At 51.0% G+C, this 18,445-nt stretch carries 11 protein-coding genes, 2 rRNA genes and 2 pseudogenes (1 of these 15 running past the window's edge); 7 read left to right on the forward strand and 8 right to left on the reverse strand.

The genetic code is table 11. The features are described from left to right. From EZMO1_RS04300 to tnpC, 7 genes and pseudogenes are all read left to right on the forward strand, one after another. A 23S ribosomal RNA gene (locus tag EZMO1_RS04300) occupies nt 1–2,176 on the forward strand; it begins 781 nt to the left of the window's first position. A gap of 178 nt (nt 2,177–2,354) precedes the next feature. Beyond that, nucleotides 2,355–2,470 (forward strand): 5S ribosomal RNA (gene rrf / locus EZMO1_RS04305). Between the two features lie 166 nt (nt 2,471–2,636). Then, nucleotides 2,637–2,972 carry an IS66-like element accessory protein TnpA gene (gene tnpA, locus EZMO1_RS26080; RefSeq protein WP_051789875.1) on the forward strand — a complete coding sequence of 112 codons (336 nt, stop codon included), beginning with the start codon at nt 2,637–2,639 and terminating at the stop codon, nt 2,970–2,972. After that, nucleotides 2,969–3,148: an IS66 family insertion sequence element accessory protein TnpB gene (locus EZMO1_RS27205; RefSeq protein WP_034875228.1), complete on the forward strand. Its 180-nt coding sequence runs from the start codon at nt 2,969–2,971 to the stop codon at nt 3,146–3,148. The genes tnpA and EZMO1_RS27205 overlap by 4 nt, the downstream gene beginning before the upstream one ends. A 67-nt stretch (nt 3,149–3,215) precedes the next feature. Next, nucleotides 3,216–4,468 (forward strand): annotated as a pseudogene (locus EZMO1_RS04320) (ISL3 family transposase). A gap of 29 nt (nt 4,469–4,497) precedes the next feature. Beyond that, entirely contained in the window at nt 4,498–4,686 is a 189-nt protein-coding gene (gene tnpB / locus EZMO1_RS27985; RefSeq protein ID WP_160174050.1) for an IS66 family insertion sequence element accessory protein TnpB, read from the forward strand. A 74-nt stretch (nt 4,687–4,760) separates the two neighbouring features. Continuing rightward, a pseudogene (tnpC, locus tag EZMO1_RS04330) lies at nt 4,761–5,678 on the forward strand (IS66 family transposase); the annotation flags it as partial. Between the two features lie 114 nt (nt 5,679–5,792). Here tnpC and EZMO1_RS04335 read toward each other — a convergent pair. The 8 genes from EZMO1_RS04335 to EZMO1_RS04375 form a co-directional block, all read right to left on the reverse strand. Further along, entirely contained in the window at nt 5,793–7,958 is a 2,166-nt protein-coding gene (locus EZMO1_RS04335; protein ID WP_034875758.1) for a glycoside hydrolase family 3 N-terminal domain-containing protein, read from the reverse strand. 13 nt (nt 7,959–7,971) lie between these two features. Next, the gene (locus EZMO1_RS04340; protein ID WP_236632005.1) at nt 7,972–8,466 is read right to left on the reverse strand and encodes a hypothetical protein; all 495 of its coding nucleotides are present in this window, start codon (nt 8,464–8,466) and stop codon (nt 7,972–7,974) included. Further along, a complete protein-coding gene (locus EZMO1_RS04345) occupies nt 8,466–9,287 on the reverse strand; it encodes a carbohydrate ABC transporter permease (protein ID WP_086936384.1) in 822 nt (273 codons plus the stop codon). The genes EZMO1_RS04340 and EZMO1_RS04345 overlap by 1 nt, the downstream gene beginning before the upstream one ends. Before the next feature lie 3 nt (nt 9,288–9,290). Next, nucleotides 9,291–10,166: a carbohydrate ABC transporter permease gene (locus EZMO1_RS04350; RefSeq protein ID WP_034875224.1), complete on the reverse strand. Its 876-nt coding sequence runs from the start codon at nt 10,164–10,166 to the stop codon at nt 9,291–9,293. A gap of 116 nt (nt 10,167–10,282) precedes the next feature. Continuing rightward, nucleotides 10,283–11,494 (reverse strand): extracellular solute-binding protein, encoded by a 1,212-nt coding sequence (locus tag EZMO1_RS04355; RefSeq protein ID WP_244886727.1) that lies wholly within the window; start codon nt 11,492–11,494, stop codon nt 10,283–10,285. 256 nt (nt 11,495–11,750) lie between these two features. Continuing rightward, on the reverse strand, nt 11,751–15,137 hold the full coding sequence (locus EZMO1_RS04360) for a GH36-type glycosyl hydrolase domain-containing protein (protein ID WP_034875221.1): 3,387 nt from the start codon (nt 15,135–15,137) through the stop codon (nt 11,751–11,753). 98 nt (nt 15,138–15,235) lie between these two features. Continuing rightward, entirely contained in the window at nt 15,236–16,351 is a 1,116-nt protein-coding gene (locus EZMO1_RS04365) for an ABC transporter ATP-binding protein (RefSeq protein WP_034875219.1), read from the reverse strand. 648 nt (nt 16,352–16,999) lie between these two features. Continuing rightward, nucleotides 17,000–18,325, reverse strand: coding sequence for a hypothetical protein (locus tag EZMO1_RS04375; RefSeq protein WP_152557035.1), 1,326 nt, complete (start codon nt 18,323–18,325; stop codon nt 17,000–17,002). Between the last annotated feature and the right edge of the window lie 120 nt (nt 18,326–18,445).

An 18,445-nucleotide genomic window follows, 5' to 3' on the forward strand; every position in this document is an offset into this window, starting at 1 on the left:
AAAGCCAGGGGATGACTTGTGGATAGGAGTGAAAGGCTAATCAAGCCCGGAGATAGCTGGTTCTCCTCGAAAGCTATTTAGGTAGCGCCTCTTGTATCACCATCGGGGGTAGAGCACTGTTTGGGCTAGGGGGTCATCCCGACTTACCAACCCCATGCAAACTCCGAATACCGATGAGTGCAATCAAGGGAGACACACGGCGGGTGCTAACGTCCGTCGTGGAAAGGGAAACAACCCAGACCGTCAGCTAAGGTCCCAAAGTAATAGTTAAGTGGGAAACGATGTGAGAAGGCCCAGACAGCCAGGAGGTTGGCTTAGAAGCAGCCACCCTTTAAAGAAAGCGTAATAGCTCACTGGTCGAGTCGGCTCGCGCGGAAGATGTAACGGGGCTCAAACTATTCACCGAAGCTACGGGTTCAACAGTTTACTGTTGAGCGGTAGAGGAGCGTTGTGTAAGCGGTTGAAGGTGTGCCGGGAGGCATGCTGGACGTATCACAAGTGCGAATGCTGACATGAGTAACGATAAGGGGAGTGAGATCCTCCCCCGCCGGAAGACCAAGGGTTCCTGCGCAACGCTAATCGGCGCAGGGTGAGTCGGCCCCTAAGGTGAGGTCGAAAGACGTAATCGATGGGAAACAGGTTAATATTCCTGTACCCCTTTTGACTGCGACGGAGTGACGGAGAAGGCTAGGCCAGCACGGTGATGGTTATCCGTGTTTAAGGTTGTAGGCAAGGGTCTTAGGTAAATCCGGGTCCCTCTTTAATAGAGAATGCCGAGAACTGATGACGAACCAGCTACGGCTGGGAAGTGGTTGATGCCATGCTTCCAGGAAAAACTTCTAAGCTTCAGGTCAAAAGGGACCGTACCCCAAACCGACACAGGTGGTCAGGTAGAGAATACCAAGGCGCTTGAGAGAACTTGGGTGAAGGAACTAGGCAAAATGGCACCGTAACTTCGGGAGAAGGTGCGCCGGCTAGGGTGAAGGACTTGCTCCGTAAGCTCTGGCTGGTCGAAGATACCAGGTGGCTGCGACTGTTTATTAAAAACACAGCACTGTGCTAACACGTAAGTGGACGTATACGGTGTGACGCCTGCCCGGTGCCGGAAGGTTAATTGATGGGGTTAGACTCTCTTTTAAGAGAATCGAAGCTCTTGATCGAAGCCCCGGTAAACGGCGGCCGTAACTATAACGGTCCTAAGGTAGCGAAATTCCTTGTCGGGTAAGTTCCGACCTGCACGAATGGCGTAACGATGGCCACGCTGTCTCCACCCAAGACTCAGTGAAATTGAAATCGCTGTTAAGATGCAGTGTATCCGCGGCTAGACGGAAAGACCCCGTGAACCTTTACTACAGCTTCACAGTGGATCTTGATGTTGCTTGTGTAGGATAGGTGGGAGGCTTTGAAGTGTGGACGCCAGTCTGCATGGAGCCAACCTTGAAATACCACCCTGGCAATATTGAGGTTCTAACCCGGGTCCCTTATCGGGATCGGGGACATTGTGTGGTGGGTAGTTTGACTGGGGCGGTCTCCTCCCAAAGAGTAACGGAGGAGCACGAAGGTTGGCTAAGCACGGTCGGACATCGTGCGGTTAGTGTAAAGGCACAAGCCAGCTTGACTGCGAGACGTACATGTCGAGCAGGTACGAAAGTAGGTCTTAGTGATCCGGTGGTTCTGAATGGAAGGGCCATCGCTCAACGGATAAAAGGTACTCCGGGGATAACAGGCTGATACCGCCCAAGAGTTCACATCGACGGCGGTGTTTGGCACCTCGATGTCGGCTCATCACATCCTGGGGCTGAAGCCGGTCCCAAGGGTATGGCTGTTCGCCATTTAAAGTGGTACGCGAGCTGGGTTTAGAACGTCGTGAGACAGTTCGGTCCCTATCTGCCGTGGACGTTGGAAGTTTGAGGAGAGCTGCTCCTAGTACGAGAGGACCGGAGTGGACGAACCACTGGTGTTCGGGTTGTGTCGCCAGACGCATTGCCCGGTAGCTAAGTTCGGACGGGATAACCGCTGAAAGCATCTAAGCGGGAAGCCCCCTTCAAGATGAGACTTCCCTTGGCCCTAGAGGTCACATAAGAGACGTTGAAGACTACGACGTTGATAGGCTGGGTGTGTAAGCGTTGTGAGGCGTTGAGCTAACCAGTACTAATGACTCGAGAGGCTTGACCATATAACGCCAAAGCGATTTGCTGAATAAGCAAAGCCATACGCTAGAGAGTGTAGAGCAAGAACAAGCTTAATACTGAAAACGTTCCAGACGTTTTTCAGTACTTCCTCCATCCTTGGAGGTCGTTAAGAAACAGGATTCCAGGAATGAGAAGCGAAAGCTTCTGATTCAAAAGAATTTGCCTGGTGACCATAGAGCGTTGGAACCACCCGATCCCATCCCGAACTCGGAAGTGAAACGATGCATCGCCGATGGTAGTGTGGGGATTCCCCATGTGAGAGTAGGTCATCGCCAGGCACTAAATTAGAAAACCCTGATAGAGAAATCTGTCAGGGTTTTTTGCTGTATGCATAAAAAATACAAAGCTGGGACGCACGAAGGTAACCGTCCGGCAAACACATCTACCGATCCCGCATCAAGCCAGTAATGATGGTGTCCACTAAATGTTAAGTGGACACTTATTATGGATCAGTTAACCCCTTCGCTCCCAGCTCCTAAGACACGCCGCAGGTTCACACCTGAGTTCAAGGCCATGATCCTTAAAGCCTGCAAGGAACCTGGCAATTCTGTAGCGGGCGTAGCCCAGAAATATAATCTTAATGCTAACCTCCTTCACAAGTGGCGTCGTCAATTTGAACAAGAGCCAGCTACCGACTTCATCCCATTAACTGTCACCACTCCCCTGATTGATCAGCGTGACCAAACTGTGCGCATTGAACTACCCAACGGCACCGTTATCCATTGGCCCGCTGACCGTATCATGGAATCCGTCGACTGGCTCAAGGTCATGCAGTCGTGATTCGCATTAACCGCATCTGGCTGGCAACCGAGCCGATGGATATGCGGGCTGGGCCAGATACCTGCCTGGCTCGGGTGGTGAGCGTGTTTAGCGAAGCGAAACCTCACCAGGCTTATGTCTTTTTAAATGGCTCTTCAGGGATAACTGTGGGTAAAAATGAACATATTTTGAGATAGAGACACCAGTGGCTGACTTCTGATAGCTTTTTGTTGATGAACAAAAAAACAACAAAAGCCACCACTGATGCTGATTAAAACTATCCTCAATAAGGTTCATAAACTCAAGTCATTTGTTTATCAGGATGTAAAACTCGGCTTCTATCAAGGCTTGGAAGTGTTCTACGTGACTGTGGTTCCCCGAAAGAACAGTCATGCCCTCTGCTCAGGCTGCCAAAAACCAGCTTCAGGCTACGATCGACTTGCCGAGCGCCGCTTTGAGTTTGTTCCTCTCTGGGGTATCAGAGTTTTTCTGCTCTACAAAATGCGCCGGGTGGAGTGCAAAACGTGCGGCGTAAAAGTTGAACAAGTTCCATGGGCTGATGGCAAGAAGGAGCTCACCAAGGCTTACATGCAGTTTCTGGCAAACTGGGCCAGAAAGCTGTCCTGGAAAGAGGTTGCCTGTACTTTCAATACTTCATGGGAAAAAGTGTTCCATGCTGTTGAGTATGTAGTTGAATGGGGCAAAGCACACCGTTCACTCGACAATATCAAAGCCATTGGCGTTGACGAAGTGTCATACCAAGTTGGTCACAAATATCTGACCGTGGTCTACCAAATTGATCGTGACTGTACGCGGCTCCTGTGGGTTGGTCAGGAGCGTACTGAAGCTACGATTCGCAGTTTCTTTGCTTTCTTTGGTATAGAGCGCAGCCTGCAACTGGAATATGTCTGCTCTGATATGTGGCCACCCTATGTGAAGGCTATTGCCGAGTTTGCCAGTCAGGCACTGCATATTCTGGATCGCTTTCACATAGTAGCCATGCTGAACAAGGCTATAGATGAAGTCAGGGCGTCTGAGCACAAGCAGTTACAGGCCGATGGTTATGAGCCTGTTTTGAAAAAGACTCGCTGGTGTTTGCTCAAACGGAAAGAAAACCTGACCGAGAAAGAAGAGATCAAATTAAACACCGTGCTTCAGTACAACCTGAAAAGCGTCAGAGCCTACCTGCTCAAAGAAGAGTTTCAGGCATTCTGGGACTACATCTCACCACACTGGGCAGGAAAATATCTGGATCGTTGGTGTACAAGGGTTATGCGATCAAAGATAGAGCCGATGAAGAAAGTAGCTAAAACCGTTCGACGACACAGGCCTCTTATCCTGAACTGGTTCAGGGCAAAAAAGCATTCTCCAGCGGCATTGTAGAGGGTCTGAATACCAAGATAAAACTCACTACGAGAAAGTCATACGGCTTCAGAACTTATAAATGTGCAGAAATCGCTTTATATCATGCGCTTGGCAAGCTACCCGAACCAGAAATGACCCACAGATTTTACTGACGAGGCTTTTAAATAAGCGCGCCAACCGCATGAAGGTTCTGATACACGATGGCTTTGGTCTGTGGTTGGCTGCTCGCCGATTGCATAAAGGGCGTTTTGTTCCAGCACGAGTCTGGCAGCAACACCCTCTGGAATTAACCGACGAACAGCTTCAGGCTCTGGTCGTCGGGCTCCCCTGGTACCAGGTAGGAGCGGAACAAAGTATTGCGATCCTCTGACCTGACGCATTGCACTGGTAGAAAGGCTGGCTTCCCCGTCGTCAAACCGCTTTGGTTCGGGCACAGTAAAGCCCATGAACAAGACGACCCACCTCAATCAACTCAACGAAGAACAGTTGCGCGCACTGGTGGTGCAGCTGCAATCTGAGGTTCAGAAAAAAGAACAAACGATCACGACCATCTCGCTGGAGAACAGCAAGCTCAAACAAGAGATGTCCATCCTTAAGCGACACAAGTTCGCTCGCACCAGTGAAACCCTGAATCCACTGCAACGCAACTTGCTCGATGATCTCGTCAATGAAGACATGGCCGCAATCGAGGAACAGCTGGCCAGGCACGAACAACAGTTGCAGTCTCAAGCCAATGAAAAGCGCCAGCCCAAACGGGCATCGTTACCCCCTGAGTTACCACGCATCATTATCCATCACGAGCCGACTGACACACACTGCGACTGTGGCTGCCAGTTAAAACGGATCGGTGAAGATATCAGTGAAAAGCTCGATTACATCCCGGGCACTTTTACGGTTGAACGCCATATTCGGGGCAAATGGGTCTGCCAATCCTGTGAGACTTTAACTCAAGCCCCTGTGCCACCCCAGGTTATTGATAAAGGCATCCCGGCACCCGGTTTGCTGGCCCAGGTTCTTGTTGCCAAATACGGTGATCATTTACCGCTGTACCGACAGGAAAGCATTTTTGCCCGAGCGGGTGTTGAGATTGCCCGTTTGACCCTGGCCGACTGGGTCGGTCGCTGTGGTGTGGCATTACAACCTCTGGTGGATGCCATGCGCGAGTCCCTGCACCAACAAACGGTTCTGCATGCGGATGAAACCCCGGTGGCCATGCTGTCTCCGGGTAAGAAGACGACGCACAAAGCCTATGTCTGGGCATATACCAGTACACCGTTCGCAGGCATCAATGCTGTCGTCTATGACTTTGCCCCAACTCGATCCGGTAAACATGCCCGCCAGTTTTTACAGGACTGGAACGGGTCCTGTGGAAGAACCCTCGAAAATGACGAGTGAAGAAAATCAAAATCCTGTCGCCGAGACCAATCGCAGTGATTACATACAGCCTGAATAATCAGGCTGTATGCTCAAAGTCCATTAATCGGCAAATAGTTCAAAGCTCGCACTATTATCAGCATTGGAGTCAGCGCCTACATAAACATCAATCTTGGCAGACTGCTGCTTAAAGCACTTCTCCAGACCATAAAACGCCAGTTTTTCCGGTGTCAGGAACAGTTCAACTTCTTTGCTCTCACCCGGCTTCAGTGTGATTTTCCTGAAGTCTTTCAGTTCACGATGTGGACGGGTGGTGCTGGCGACGTTCTGACGGATGTAGCACTGTACGACTTCAGACGCTTCTACTCGGCCTTCATTCGTTACCAGCACAGTAACCTTCTGGGTTTTACCGAATGGCAGGGACTCTTTTGCCAGTTGCAGGTTCCTGTAGCTGAAGGTGCTGTAGGTCAGACCAAAGCCGAATGGGTACAGTGGCTCAACGGACTGATCCTTGTAGGGCATATAGTCCTGAAAGTCGCGCATCTTACCCAGCGGCTTACGACTGTAGTAGATCGGAATCTGGCCAGTAGAACGAGGAACAGTGATTGGCAGGCGACCGGAGGGGGACACGTCACCAAACAGTACACGGGCCACCGCATGACCGGTTTCAGTACCGGACTGCCATGCGTACAGCAGGGCGTTCGCGTATCGCTCAACATTTTCAGACGGCACTGGACGTCCAGTACACTGAACCACAACCAGCGGCCTACCGGTTTCACCGATGGCTTTAATCAACTCTTCCTGACCCGCAGGCAGAGCCAGTTCGGCAATATTACGGGCTTCGCCGGTACGGCGATGGCTTTCACCCACACACAGTACCACTACATCGGAACGATAAGCGCACTCAACCATTTCGTCGGCAAAGGCAGTGTCTTCCGTCAGAAGTTCAATATCCGGTGCGTTGGCTTTTATGCCTTCGTAAATGCTGGTGATGTCCTTCACCTTGCCGTCCAGACACCAGGAACCCAGATGCTGTCGTTTAGAGTGAGCGTGAGGACCGATCACAGCGACTTTCAGCTTCTGTTTGGCCAACGGCAGGATTCTGTAGTCGTTTTTGAGCAGAACCAGACTCTGTTCCGCCAGCTTCAGGGCTTCAGCCACATGGTCTGAACGACGCATGACTTCTTTATGACGGGTCTCATCGGCATAAGGACGCTCAAACAGGCCAGAACGGAACTTGGCTCGCAGCACACGAGTCACTGCGTCATCCAGACGCTCTTCGTTGATACGACAAGCCTTTAACAGATTGTCCAGATGATCTTCATAGGCTTCGTTGGTCATGGCCATATCGATGCCAGCGTCCAGTGCACGTTCAGCAGCGCCGTCAGTGCCTTCTGCCACACCAAAGTATGCCAGGTCAGAGATGGAACCCCAGTCGGAGATGACCATACCGTCAAAGCCCTGCTGATCTTTCAGCCAGCCCTGAACCAGTTCTTTGCTGCCGGATACCGGTGTGCCACCAAGGTCGTTAAAGCTGGACATGACCGTGCCAACTCCGGCTTTGACCGCGGCTTTAAAGGGCGGCAGATGAACATTGTGCAGAGTGTTGTCAGACAGTTCAGTGGTATCGTAGTCACGTCCACCTTCAGATGCACCGTAACCAACAAAGTGCTTGGCGCACGCCAGCAGAGAATCAGGATTCGCCGGACTCTCACCCTGAAAGCCCTGAACGACTGCTTCTGCAAACTGGCTGGTCAGGTAAGGGTCTTCACCACTGGTTTCAATGACACGACCCCAGCGAGGATCACGGGCGATATCCATCATGGGTGAGAAGGTCCAGTGAATGCCCAGAGAAGCGGCTTCACGGGCGATACCTGTATAAGCGTGACGCACCTGTTCCGGATTCCAGGACGCCGCCTGCGCCAGAGGAATTGGCAGTACCGTTTCCTGACCGTAGATAACGTCACGGGCAACGATTAACGGAATGCCCAGACGGCTGTCTTCTACCGCAGCACGCTGGATTTCATTCAGTTCAACCGGGTCAACGGTCAGGCCCGGCGCATTACCTGCCCAGGCGGTGTCTGCCAGGATACGGGACCCCCAACGACCCTGACGAACGCCTTCAAGGTATTCTTCTTTCTTTTGTTCAAACTCCAGCATCGGGGTCTGACACAGCTGGCCAATTTTTTCGGCCAGTGTCATCCGGGACAGTAGGTCTGCAATGCGCTCTTCTACGGGCAGAGTCGCATTCTTATATGAGTAACTCATGAAAATGGTTTCCTTATACTTCATTTATGGCGTGCTCAGGGAAGGCTTCAGCCATAAACTCTTCCATTTCAGCGGCCTGCTCTTCATCGCCCTGTTGAAGGCTTCTTTTCAGCAGTTCATGGGCAGCTTCCGGCACATAACGCTGATCCAGCTGAATGTAGAGATCAATAAACTCCAGCAGCTCCCCGTTAGAGACATTAGGCAGAATATCCAGGGCAGCGACCCTGGCCTGTTCATAAAAGGCAGGCCGAATGCCGAATACGCTGGACTCCCAGGTTTCAATAACCTGCTGGTAACCACCGAAGTATTCATCGTCGATACGCATTTCCAGCTTGTTCATGCCTTTGAGTGCTATAACCAGCTCGCCTTGTTTGTGCATGGCCCTGGCGAATTCAAAATAAGTGCTGGACTGACGGTAAGCGTGAATCCAGGCTGTGCAGAATGTGGTGATCACCAATAGTGCGACCAGACCAAGCTTTTTACCCGTGGTCATCTTGATAGCAGCCATTACTTAACTCCTACACCGGTAAACGCCTTGATGAAGTTCTTCTGCATAAAGAAGAACACGAATACGACAGGTACAGCGATCATGGTGGTCATTGCCCACAGCTGTTCCAGATTGCCGCCCGGTACGTTGGTCTGGAACTTGAACAGCGCCAGCTGCAGGGTCAGCATGGAATCGTCACGGATATACAGCAGTGGTCCCATAAAGTCGTTCCAGGCGTTCATAAACGTCAGAATACCTACGGTCGCCAGAGCAGGACGCAGCATGGGCAGAACGATCTTGAAGAAGATACGGAACTCGCCAGCACCGTCGATACGGGCTGCTTCCAGATAAGCGTTATCGATCTGCTTCATAAACTGAACCAGCAGAAAAATGTTATAAGCACTGATGGAGCCGGGAATGATCAGGGCGCGGAAGGTGTTAATCCAGCCCCAGTCGTACATCATCATGTACACGGGAATGGTGAACAGGATGCCCGGAATCATCATGGACGACAGGATCATCTTCAGCCAGAACTCTCGCCCCGGCATGCTCGTTTTCACGATCGCGAACGCTACCATTGATGACAGCAGGCAGTTCAGGAAGGTAATTGCTGATGCGACAAAAATGGTGTTGCCGAATATCCTGAACAGATCAATCGCTTTGAAGACTTCGATGTAGCCCCTCAAAGACCACTCTTCCGGCATCGCATTAGGCGCGTGCATGATCTCCGAACCCGTTTTGAACGAGTTCATGATCATAAAGAAGAAGGGATACAGTACCATGATACTGGCAGCGATCAGGCCGCCATAAATCAACCACTGTTGCTTTTGATTCTTGATCACTGGTTAATCTCCCTTAGTGGTAATCTTCATTTGCAGAGTGGTCAACACAAAGATGATCACAGCCAGCAACAGACCGATAGTAGAAGCTTCACCCATCTTCATCTGTTCGAAACCGGTCTGGTACAGGTGCAGTACCGGAGTCAGGGCAGAGCTGTACGGGCCGCCTTGCAGGTCAAAGTTCATGAACACTTCCACGAACATTTGCAGGCCGTTGATAATATTGATGGTCAGGACGAAGACAATCTGCGGCTTGATCATTGGCAGGGTGATTTTAGTCACCTTGCGCCACCAGGAGGCACCGTCCAGGTCCGCCGCTTCATACAGGGACTTGTTGATGCTGGCGATACCGCCAAGGAAGATAATCATCTGTACGCCGAACCATTTCCAGGCACTGAAGAGCGCGATCATTGGCATGGGTAGCCATTGCTCAAACTTCCAGAACACCGGCGCGTCCAGCATTCCAATGCCCAGCAGGTTCTCCTGGATCGGTCCCACTGGGCTGACCAGAAAATCAAAGATGATCATTGCCACGGTGATGGAGGTGATAACCGGAACGAACAGAATGGTGCGGAACAGGCTTGCCATGAATTCGATTTCGTTCAGCATCAACGCCGCCAGCAGAGCCACGACAAAGCTCAGGGTGATAAAGATGACCTGGTTGAACAGCACGTTAAACAGGGACAGCCAGAATTTGCCGTCAGAGACCACCGTAATCCAGTTACCGAGACCCACAAAACGGGTGTTCTCCGGATTCAGGACATTGATGTCCAGAAAACTGTTCTGGAACGACAGGAAAAAAGGGTAAATCAGGAAAACCAGGAAAAACAGTACCCAGGGTGATAAAAACAGATAAGCAACCCAATGCTCTTTAAATTTCATGACATACAGCCTGCGAACAACTCATAATTAAGTAGTACATAGATTCATTGCATTTGAAGCACAGGCCGGGTTGTGTGAAGCAACACCCGGCCTGCACTCGTTGTGGCAATGACGCGCTAGTTTCTTAATACCTTCCGGGCCTTCTGGCCCGCCCGGCGCACCGCTTCTTCCGGCTCCAGCTCGCCACGTAATACGACACGAGAGTAGTAACGCAGAACGATGTTGGATACGTCTGCGACGCTGGCAAACGATTCATTCATTACGGTGTTTTCCAGCTGATTCACAAACGGTATCGCTTCTTCCGTCTGGAAATGCGGGTGTTCTTTCAGAGACCGCAGGGTTGGCAGCTGTTGCAGAGCCTGGGCTGCTTTCAGGTTGAACCTGTCTTCCATCAGCAACTCAATCAGGTTCCAGCTGAGATCTTCAATTTCATGAGTGTTTTTGAACATCATCAGCGCACGGCCATCCAGGTTGGAGAAGTGTGGATCACCTTCATTACGAACAGGCAGCGGCGCAATGCCCACATCTTTGCCAATTTCCATCGGACCGCCCAGTGCGTCCTGCAGGTTCAGCCGCCAGCCGAAACCGTACTGAGGCCACATACCGATGGTGCGTGAGAAAAAGTCTTGCTCCATGGTCAGCGGTGAGTACTTCTGAATCTCGCGCATGATGCCCATGAATTCAGCCATGCCCGCTTCTTTACGGTCAAACACCGGGTGTGTTCCGTAACGGTTCAACAGCTGATATTCACCATTGTTGAAGTTGTAATACATCTGCGACAGCATGCTCCAGTACCAGCTTCCGGAAGATATCTCTTCGTTCCAGAAAACAGAACCATACACACGGCTGCCGTTCCTGCGGCGTGGCAGCTGGCTGATTTTCTTCGCAGCGTAAACGTACTCATCCCAGGTGACAGGCGGTTTTTCCGGATCCAGCCCGGCTTCAGCAAACAACTCCTTGTTGTAGATCATCATCTGCGTGGTGGCGTGCCATGGAATGAAATAGTTGCGACCGAAGTTTTCGGCCATGAAGTCCTGGTCTACACGCTCGGAAACGCCATCAAAACCATCGAACTGGTTCAGGTAGGCAAGCCGTCCCAGTCGGGCGTAACGGGCGACCTGATAACCGAAAATACCTGCGTAAACATTAGGATAATCACCCGCGGCCATACGGGTTTCGAGGTTGCCGTCACTGGTTACAACCAGTTCAACGCCAGGGTAACGGCGTTCATATTCCGGCTTGATGACGTCACTGACGAAGTTCATGTAATCGCCAGGCGGAACCATAAATTCAATGCGCTCTTTTGCCCATGCAAAAGGCGTCATCATTATCAGAGCTATTGTTAACCACTTATACATTCTGTTAACCGTTACTCATCAGTGCAGGTTCCTCTCCTGCATTCTGACTTTCCGGCCCCCCGATTCAGATCCGTGCTATGAAGCACATCATCCGTTTACCATGTTGGGCTGGGGGGGGATCGTACCAATCTCCCGCCAGTGTCGTTTTATTCGCTGTCGCTTTGAAGCCTGTCTCGGTCTCCGGATAAGGAAGGCCGTGACAGGATTTCCTGTTTTCAGACAAGATTTACAGCCAGATTTCCAGCTTGTTAGCGACGTCAGTCAGCTGTGCATCCAGTACCGACTTTTCAACCAGCACGCCACCTGTACGGTAAGCATTTGGCAGTTCAGTCATGCCAATGTCAGCACCGTTCAGCTCAATACACTTCGGCGTGAACTCGCCCTGATCAGGGTTGATGACCAGTTCACATGGCTTGCCGTATAAGCGGAAGTTCAGGGTGACTTTACCCAGCTTCTTGCTGATCACCGGGTCCAGCACCAGGGAGTTGCCTTCGAAGCGAACACCCAGAACGTTGCTGATCAGCTGGTTGATGTAGATGCCAGGACCACTGGAGTAAATCTTCCAGCCGCCTTTCACTTTTACTTCACCGGTCTTCAGCTTGCTGAAGTTCTCATAAGCGCCGTAACGGTCGTTGAACTTACCGTCGGAGCTGGAGAAGTATGCGTTGGACTGGCGCAGATCAGCGTTAGGAACAGAACTCTGGATGCCTACCGGCAGGATCTTGTACAGGTTGTCGTATACTTCATCCACCTTACCCATCTTCGCCAGGGCTTCGATGAAACGAATGTGCGCGTGGCAGTACTGCAGACCCACTTCACGACCCAGGTTCGCAGCCAGTTCCGCACGCTTGAAGTAAGTTTGCTTACCCGCCTTGTACTCGGCCATACGATCCATCAGGCGGACGCCGTCCGGGTGAACCAGTTTATCTTCGATGATAGCCATGTGCTGTTCAGCCATTTCCTTGTCGAACGTCTCGGAAATGATGGAACGGGACGCTGGCAGCAGACGGTACTTGATACCTGTCTTCTGGTCAGATGGGTGAAGCAGGTATTCCGGCTGTTCGATGTCACCTTCAGGGAAGTGCAGGAAGCCGGTGATTACGCCGTCCTTGATCAGGAACTTACGGTAGTCCGCTTCCATCTTCTCAGTCAGATCAGCAATGCGAGCTACGAATTCAGCGTACTGCTCCAGTCCTTTCAAAGCCCTGGTCATGGTCTTGAAAGTCTGCAGGGTCAGCGGGATAGTCCAGCCACTGACCATGTTCTCACGCAGGGCCTGGTTCGCTGGCTGCAGGGTATCATCCCAGTCGCCGTCGCCGTAGCAGGACAGGTGCGTACCTGGCACCAGGTTGTCGATAATGTGCTGCACCTGACGCTCAAGGTGAGCAAACAGGGTGAACTTCTCTTCGGTGAAGGCAAACTTCTGCTCGATGCTGGTGTAAGGAACCTGACGATCCAGTACCGCCACGTCGCCGGTGGTCAGGATGTAGTCAGCAACGGCTTTCAGAGGCCATACGACGATGTCACCGTGGGACTCTTCCTGCTGGATAGTGTTGTACTGGTCAAACATGAACCACTGTGGCCATGTGCCGGTTTCAACGTACTGGTGGCTGTAGATGCTTTCCAGAATATCCACGACTTTGTCGTAACGCTGCATGGACATGAAGAACTCAAATGGCCCCTGGGAAACATCACGGGTACCCCATGCCGCGCCGGAGTACTGCTCCAGACCGTGTGGCGTCGCGTAGTGAACCAGTGCGTTGTGGGTGAACCACTGCATGGTGTCGTTCAGTTTCCCGGCGTTGTATTCGTCGTTTTCGAAGGAAACGCGGAAGTTGTTGATCAGGTCGTTCTGTCCACGCTGGAACGCGGCTACTTCTTTGTCGAAGTCCAGAGTTTCAACAGTCTGCTGGCTGGCATCGGTCAGGGAACCGGCGATGGTGACAATGATCTTGTCGTTCAGCTGGCCTTTCAGCAGCAGGTAGCGAACGGAACCGTCTTCTTCACAGGTCACTTTCTCAACGTCAGTCAGAGCTTCGTCCAGCTTCATGGTGAAGCTCAGCTCAGGGTGGTGAACAGCGATCAGTTCGTGGTTGCCGGTCACGTGGATGTTGCGGTCGTTCTGGTTAACCGTAACAACGGCTTCACCTTCGTTGTTGCCCATGGTCAGCTGATTGCTGATCAGGATTTCCAGAGGCTCCAGACCTTTGGTTTCTACTTCCATCTGAATCGTAGTCGATTCAGTCGCGCTGAAGCTGCGAACGATGATGAAGCCACCGTTATGCTTGTATACCCAGCGGGAGAAGTTTGTGCCGGTTTCGAACGCGGATGGCATGGTCAGTATACGATACTCTCCGTTATCCCTGACCCAGATGCGCTGGCCGCTGGACTTGAACAGGTTCAGGAACGTACGGTCTACGCCCATCATCTTGTTGAAGGAGGTGTTGCCCAGTACGACATGAGAGTTGAACACACCGTACATGCCGTGAGTGGAACTCATTACGGAATTGCGGAAGTCGTGGCAGTTGCCGGAGGAAACCATGTGACCGGTGGAACGTTCCAGGTGCAGTTCTTTTTCCTGCAGGGTCACGTAGCGGCTGTCGGTGTGGAAGAAGGACAGCAGCTTGCCGTCTTTTTCTTCAGCGAAACGGCGCTCCTGACCGAAGAATCCGGTGACTTCTTCAGCGGTCAGCTCTTCACCCACCAGAACGGATTCACCACTCAGTGGGAATTCAGGCTGAGCGATTGCTACGGCCTTGTCGAAACCCGGAGCAACATAAGCCGAAGCAATTTCAGCCACCGGCCGGGCTTCAGCAACGTTGGAGTCCGCCATGTGCGGCTGAAAGTCTACATAGAAAACCGTGCTGTGCCTTGCACCGGCAGCCAGAACGACGTCAGCACTCTGCAGGGCAATGTAGCCCATTTCGTACTGGTATTTAACGTTAGCCAGAGTTGGCTGGAAAACGGCTTCAGGCTGGTTGGTCACCTTGTAGCTCTTGCCGAAGAACTGGATACCGTCGGTGGAGAAACCAACGACTTCAGACAGGGAGCCGACCTGGGAGCATGGGTTACCCGTGCTGCCCGGCAGGTTCTGGCGGGAGCAGACGGTGTAACCCGTGCCTTCCAGATGGAACACTTCGTGGTCCAGGTACTGGCTGGCGTACGCTTCATTGGTCTTAACCGCACCAGCGTCTGCCAGGGCTATGTCCTGACCGAAGATAACGTCGAAGGTCATGGCTTCGCCGGAGAGGTTCTCTACGTCTGCTGTGACAAAGGCAATACTTTGGTCTTTAGCCAGGGTAGCGATGACACGGGCACGGAAAAGATCGTTAGTCGTCTGCCAGACGACTTCACCAGCATTCGTGCGAAACGTTTCTGTCTCAGGGCTAAAAAAAACCAGTGGAGTGACACTGATCGCTTCGCCGGACTTAACACGGAGGTAAACGTTGGAAACTGCCTGTTCAAACTCTGGCGTTTCGTGCTGACCCACCATGACAGGACCTGACATGATGGTTTTCAGTACGTTACGCTCGTCGTAAGACAAGGTAAGCTGTCCATTAGTGAGCTCGTGACTCTTACTGGAAAAAGAGTGGCTGGAAACTGTGTAGTTCATTGGAGCCTAATGACCTCCGGTTAAAGATGCTTATAAATAGAATTAAGTGGCTGTGGGCGCAGGTCTCAGCACAGAGTTCGCCGCCCATAATAAATCGCTTAAATCAGGGAAATATTTTCGCCGGTTTCGTTATCAAACAGCTGACATTTATCCATGCGGAACTGGATGGACTGTTCAACAACTTTGTCCAGAGTCTGTTCAGGGCTTACCAGCTTGCAGATCAGCTGCCTGCCATCAGCGTCAAAGTAAACAAAGGATTCGGACCCCATCTCTTCCACAGCGTCGACTTTCACCCGGAAGCTGTCGGCATTACCGGAAGCAACGATGGTAATATGTTCCGGGCGTACCCCCATGGACACATCCCTGCCTTCGTACACCGCTACTTTTTCCTGTATCTGCGCTGGCAATCGAAAACGCTGCCCAAGAGTTTCGACCATCAGCTCGTCACCGTGGCGAATCAGTCTGGCATCCATCATGTTCATGGACGGGGAACCGATAAACTCAGCCACAAATTTGTTTTTTGGACGGTGATAAACGTTCATTGGCGTGTCCACCTGCATCACCGCACCTTTATTCAGGATGCAGACGCGGTCACCCATGGTCATCGCTTCAATCTGGTCGTGGGTCACGTAGATCATGGTGGCAGGACGGCCGGAGTCTTTCAGCTGCTGGTGCAGGCGACTGATTCGCATACGCATGGAGACACGCAGTTTGGCGTCCAGGTTCGACAGCGGCTCGTCAAACAGAAATACTTCCGGCTTTCGTACCATGGCGCGACCAAGCGCGACACGCTGACACTGCCCACCGGACATCTGACCCGGCTTGCGATCCAGCAGTTCGGTAATTTCCAGTAGTTCAGCGGCTTCGGCGACACGCTTTTCAATTTCTTCTTTAGGCTTGTTTGCAGTTTCCAGGCCGAAGGACAGATTTTCCCGCGCGGTCATATGCGGGTAAAGGGCGTAGTTCTGGAATACCATGGCAATGCCGCGATCTTTTGGTGGTACGTCATTACAGAGCTTATCACCAATTGTCAGATCGCCGGCGCTGATGCTTTCCAGGCCAGCCACCATTCTCAGGGTTGTGGATTTGGCACAGCCGGATGGTCCAACCAGAACCATGAACTCACCGTCCTTGATATCAAGGCAGACGTCATGGACAGCATGAAAACCATTGTCGTAAATCTTGTTGATATTGTGCAGTTTGACCTGGGCCATCAGGTATCCCCATCGAAAAATTCTTTGTTGCCATTACTTAAAATGATCCGGTGAGAGATCATGTTAAGTAATAACAAGGTGTGTGCAGCTGGCGTAAACCACAGTGACTATTAGATAATTAAGCAGTGCCTCAGGAGAAAGCATTTACAGGTCTTTATTAATCGCTACATTAATGGTTACTTCATAATGGTTACTTCATGAAATCGACCTGACTACTGCACATGCTGAAACGTTTCTTACCAAGTCGGTAGAGTACGGGAATTAGCAGCATAATTCAAGAATATTCACACCTCGAAACATGCGGACAAACAACTATTTACACAGCTTATACAGCCTGGCTATACAAACAACATAGCCAAGGCGGAATTGCCTGAAAAGCACGATAATAGATTGTTTTTACTGTATATCCTGTATTTTGACTGTAATAATTTTGACCTGTGCCTGTTGCAGAAACAGCAACATGATTTGACAATAATCAGAAAGATGTTCACAAAACTTGACTCATGTCACTTTGTTGAAATAATTCAGCAAAAAAACAATCAGAAGTAGACAATACAGACAGAAGTAGAAGCAACTTAAAACAGGAAGGGAGAAGGCAAATCAAAACCCGCATTCAGTCAATCGACCAAATGCAGGTTTTCCAGCATTTTACTCAGCAGCTAACAGAGTCGCCTTTGATGGGCGAGTATAATTGGCAGGTTCCGGATTACTGTAGTCATTGTAGGCGTTAAAGAACTCGGTACCCAGATATTCAGGTAGAGAGGCCAGGCCAAACAACATTGTAGAGAAGTCCACCCCCTCAATGGCGTTAGAGCGCCACTCTGGTTGCGTCTTACTGTAACGCCACAGCACGGTGCCACCTTCCGGCAGCTCATAAACCGCTTTCTGGCTATCATCACGGTACATGGCGATCAGATCGTCCTTTGCCCGCTCTGAGTGAGGAATAAAGCCGGCAATGATAGTAGGAGAAATCATCATATGCGGGTTTTTGGTCTCAATGCCCTCGTGTACAATACGGTCAACACAATAACCGTCCGGACAGGAGCCTGCACCACTGCCCCATTCAAATTCCTTCATGCCTTCAAAGCCCTGACTCTGGAACCAGGAGTAGTCTGCCCGGGCTGCGTTGGCAGAAGCCTGCTGGTATTCTTCCGAAGCAGAGAAACCGTTCAGCAGGTAATGGTTGAACAGGAAGTTGAATTTGGAGGTAAACCAGGTTCTTCCTTCAGACAGAACCGGGATATCATTGTAATAGGATACTGGCAGATTCTTTGGTGTTTCATACCAGTGATTCCAGAATCGTCTTGCGTCCCGCCCCTGCTTGCCCTTTTTGAAATCAATGGCCTGCTGATTGGCTAGAGCAGCAACGATCATATATTCGTTGAATGCTTTGGTCTTTGGAGGCATATTGTTGCCATCATTATCTTGTACCAGATAAATCTGACCTCTGTTGATGTCGGCAATAAACTGGGTCAGGTCAGTCGTTTCGTACAGCTCGTCAACCAGTGCGGCTATTTCCTTGTTCCCAGGGAAGTAACGTTTGATGAACATGGCACCACATAACATAATGGCGCTGTCGATTGGGCTCCAGTCTACTCCAATCTGCTCGCCATTCTGGGTGTTGTAAAAGTGAATATAAGTATTGGAAGGGTTGCGTGGAACCGAAATGTCCGGCCCTTTGCCAGCCAGCATTCTCAGGGTAACCAGAGCCAGCTCTTCAGCTTCGGGCTCCCAGCCCATTTCATGACCGATCGCCAGGGCTATCAGACCCATACCGGAGTTAGCAATAGAGCCTCGATTACTGCCATGCTCGAAATACAGTTTATCTTCATAAGAGCCGTTATCATTGCGCGCCTGCTGCCAGAACTTGTAGCTACCTTTAAAAAGCTTCTCAATAATTTCTGAATCAGTTATTTCAGTAGCCGCAACTGGCTGTGTCGTCATTGCGGTGTCAGCGGCAATTGCACTTGCCATAGGTGATAAAGCAGCACTTACTAGTAGTGTGGCCAGAATTTTTTTCATGTAAGGCTCAAATCTGAATAGTCAAAATCATAGGAGGAATACAGTAAAAAAATCCTATCAGAAGATTTCGTT

It is taken from the genome of Endozoicomonas montiporae CL-33, from assembly GCF_001583435.1.
GTDB classification, from domain to species: Bacteria; Pseudomonadota; Gammaproteobacteria; order Pseudomonadales; family Endozoicomonadaceae; genus Endozoicomonas_A; species Endozoicomonas_A montiporae.